This window comes from Asaia sp. SF2.1, assembly GCF_000505765.1.
Lineage (GTDB): Bacteria > Pseudomonadota > Alphaproteobacteria > Acetobacterales > Acetobacteraceae > Asaia > Asaia bogorensis.
In genome coordinates this window covers 11728-15748 of sequence record NZ_AYXS01000011.1, presented here as the reverse complement: position 1 = coordinate 15748, position 4021 = coordinate 11728, and the positions used below count along the sequence as shown (strand labels likewise).

Below are 4021 nucleotides of genomic sequence, written 5' to 3'. Positions count from 1 at the left end.
CTGTCGCTGGTCATCGAGTGACGCTGGCGCGATAGCCTCGAACTTCTTCAGAAAGCCTGTCAGAACAGGCACGGACCCCTTGATATGGGCGAGGGACAGATCGCTCCAGCGGTCATTGTAACGGTAATCACCAATCGATGTCGCCAGTTCAGGCGCGTTTTTGAGCTGGTACTGCCACTCCTCATCCAGAAGGCGATCGAACGCGGCCGCAGCTTTGTTGTCCGACGGAGCAGGGGCCGCGAGAGTCGTTGTCGAGGCAAGAAGGCAGCCAAGCCCCATCAGGGCGAGGCGTGAGGAGCGGGGGAATCTCATAAGCGTCGGATCTCCTGAAGCGCGCCGGGCGCACGGAAATCCGAACCGGGTCAGAACGCCGCGTGCCAGTCTGTCGAGGGAACCTTCATAGCGGTATCGTTACGATGCCACCACCCTCCCCCGAGAGCCTGAAACAGGGCGACGCTATCGGTAAAGCGCGTGGCTCTGGCCTGAATCAGGTTGAGCCGCGCCTCAAGTTCGATCTGCACCGCCGCCTGGAGCAGCACCGGGCTGATATCGCCATAGGACATCTGGCTTTGTGAAATGCGCAGACTGCGCACAGCCGCATCCTCATTGGCTGCGCTGATGGTAAGCGCGTCGGAATCATCCTGAAGGGCATGCAGTGTATCGGCCACGTTCTGCATCGAGGTCAGCACGGTGTTCTTGTACTGCTCGGTGGCCGCCAGAAGATTGGCGCGCGCCTGACGCTCCAGATGCATCAGCTCAAAACCCTGAAAGATCGGCTGGGCCACCATCGCGCCGATCGACCAGTTGCCATAGCCGGGGGTGAAGAACTGGCTCATGGCATTGATGGCCTGACCCGGCGTCGCGGAAAGCTGCACATTAGGCAGACGGTTGGCAATGGCGACGCCCACCTGCGCGCTGGCGCTGTGCATCTGCGATTCTGCAGCGCGTATGTCGGGGCGCTGGGTCAGAAGCGCGCTGGGCAGGCTGACCGGCAGGGTCGCGGGCAGGCGATAGGCCTCAAGCGGAATCTCGGGCAACACCTCGTCGGGCGTCGTGCCGACCAGCGCAGCAATCTGATCGTGAGCCTGCTCGGCCTGCAGATGCAAAGGGGGCAAGGTCGCTTGCGCCTGGGTCACCGCGGCTTTCTGGGCCAGAAGCTGGGCTTCCGAAATATCCCCAAGCCTGAACTGCTTTTCCATCACACCAAGAAGCTTCTGCTGGTTGGCAATGATGTCGCTCGTGGCGTTGATCTGGGCGTTGAGGCTCGACTGCGTGATGAGCGAGACAATCAGCGTATTGATCAGCGTATTGGTGGTGGCAATCAGCTGGAAGCGCTGCATTTCCGCCTGCGCCGCCTGGGATTCCACCTGCCGGCGTAACCCGCCCCACAGATCGGGCTGATAGGAAATGTTCAGCTGAAGCGTGTGCAGGTTATACAAATAGTCATTATTGCCCGGCACAGGTGACAGCGCCTTGGACGTCTTGTTGCGTGTCGGGTTGAATGAGGCCGAGATGCTGGGCAGCAAGGGTGCGCCCGCGACCTTGGTTTGTTCATAGGCAGCCTTGAGCGTTGCCTGTGCTGATCTGAGTGACGGGTTGTTCTGCAATGCCCGCGTGACCAGGGCATCGAGTTGCGGCACACCCAGCGCCTGCCACCAGGCGCCCGACAGATCGGCCCCGGCTGTCAGGGTCTGAGCGGCTCCCGCTGAGCCGGTTCCGGTCGTGCCATGAATGGAGGCCGGGAGGGCCTTACTCTGGTAACCACCCGTTCTGAGCATGTCAGGACGATGGAAATTCGGGCCAATGGCGCAGCCCGAGAGCGCCAGACTGGCGGCGCAGGTCAAAAGCACACGGCGTTTCATGACACACCTCCCGAACGGCGCGCCTTGCGGCGTTCGATGTAATGCTCCAGCTCGAAAAAGAAGACCGGCAGAACAAAAAGGGTGAGCAGGGTTGCAATGCCGAGCCCGCCCACGACAACCGTCGCCAGACCACGCTGCACGTCGGTGCCGACGCCTGTTGCGAGTGCTGCGGGCAGCATGCCTGCGCTGGCAACCGTAGCCGTCATCAGCACGGGGCGGAAACGCTCAGCTGCACCGGCCAGCACGGAATCATGGATGCTCAGCCCCGCGCGATGATGGCGGTTGATGGCCGCAATCATGATGATGCCGTTCTGCACCGCCACACCAAACAGCGCGATGAAGCCCACAGCCGTCGCGATATTGAGTGTCTCTCCGCGCAGATGCAGCGCAATGAGCCCGCCCAGCGTGGCCAGCGGCACAACACTGAGCACCAGCACAGCATGACGGAACGTCCCGAACTCCATGAAAAGCAGCAACAGCATGATCGAGAACATCACGAGCAACGCCACGCCCAGACGGGCCTGCGCACGCTGCTCCTGCTCGAAGCTGCCAGCCCATTGCAGGCGATATTTGCGGGGGTCGAAATGCACCTCTGAGGCAATGCGCTTTTGCGCGTCCTCCAGATATTGCGAGAGCGGGCGCACACCATTATCGACGCGAATGGTGATCTGACGCTCCCCCATCTCATGGGCGATATTGCTCTCACCCATATGCAGCCCGACATCGGCCACCTCGGCCAGTGTCACCGGGGCGCCTTCGGTCGAGCGCAGGGGAAGCGCGCGTATGGAAGCCAGATCGGTCAGATCATGCGAGCCTACATGCAGCGTCGCGTTATACACGCGATCTTCCACATAGACCTGTGTGATGGCGCCATCGCCAATCGCGTTCTGCACGACAGTACTGATGTCGGACACGTTGATGCCATAACGTGCCGCCTGCTCGCGGCGTGGCGTCACCATCAGCTGCGGAATCTGCGGCTCCTGAAAGATCGAGGCATCGGTCGTGCCAGGCACCTCATGCAGGATATTCACGATCTGACGGCCAATGCGGCGCAGTTCGTGGAAATCATTGCCATAGACACGCAGCACGAGCGGCGAATGGGCACCGCCCACCAGATCGTTCATGCCATCCTGAATCGGCTGGCTGATCCCGAAGCTGATACCGGGGATCTGATAGAGACGCTCGCGCAGGCGGGCGATGAACTGGGCCTTGGTCTCGCCGCTGGCCCACTGGTCATAGGGCTTGAGACCGACCGGCATTTCGATGTGCGAGAACGTCCACGGATCGGTGCCGTCATCGTTACGACCAAGCTGGGTGATGGCGTAGGAAGTCTCGGGAAATTCGCGGACCGCAGAGCGAACCTCGCTTGCAATACGGCTGCCTTCATCCAGCGAAATGCCGGTGGGCAACTGCACCTGAAGCCAGAGCGCGCCTTCGTCCAGATCGGGCAGGAATTCGCGCCCGACCGTGGCCCCCAGAATGACCACCGAAAGCAGCGCAGCACCACCCCCGATATAGGTCACGAGCGGGCGGGCCAGCATATGATTGAGCCCACGCTCATAGGCATGATGCAGGGCTTCGAGCGGGCGGTTATGCCAGATGCGTCTTGGCTTGTACAAAGCCAGATAGCTCAGCGTCGGGATCAGGCAGAGGGCACAGGCCAGCGCCCCCATGAGCGCAAAGCTCACCGTATAGGCCATGGGCCGGAACAGCTTGCCCTCGCTCCCCTCGAACGCGAAGAGCGGCGAATAGGCCACGATGATGATGAGCGTGGAGGAGAAGATCGAGCGTCCCGCGATACGCGCTACGCTCAGGACTTCGGTGCTGGTCAGGGTGGCCTTGGGTGATTCCTCGCGCAGGCGCAGGATCGCCTCGGTAATCACGATGGCCCCGTCCACGATCACACCGAAATCGATGGCCCCGAGCGAGAACAGATTGGCCGCCATGCCAAAGAAATGCATGAGCACGAAAACGGTGGAAAGCGCGAGCGGAATGGTGACGGCAGTAACGACCGCACTGCGGGGGCTGCCGAGGAAGAGAGTCAGAATGACCAGAACGAGGCCGATACCCTCGACCATGGTCTCGCCAACCTTATGGGTGGTGGCCTTCACCAGATTATCGCGGTCGATATAGGGAACGAGCCGTACATCGAGCGGCTT

The 4021-nt window shown here is 61.3% G+C and carries 2 protein-coding genes and 1 pseudogene; all 3 read right to left on the bottom strand.

Features of this window, described 5'->3' with window-relative positions:
- Positions 1-312 (bottom strand): annotated as a pseudogene (locus P792_RS38535) (DUF885 domain-containing protein); the annotation flags it as partial.
- A gap of 50 nt (positions 313-362) precedes the next feature.
- Positions 363-1862: an efflux transporter outer membrane subunit gene (locus P792_RS26265; protein ID WP_023978299.1), complete on the bottom strand. Its 1500-nt coding sequence runs from the start codon at positions 1860-1862 to the stop codon at positions 363-365.
- On the bottom strand, positions 1859-4021 hold a 2163-nt coding region (locus tag P792_RS26260; protein WP_023978298.1), incomplete at its 5' end, for an efflux RND transporter permease subunit. The genes P792_RS26260 and P792_RS26265, both read right to left, overlap by 4 nt.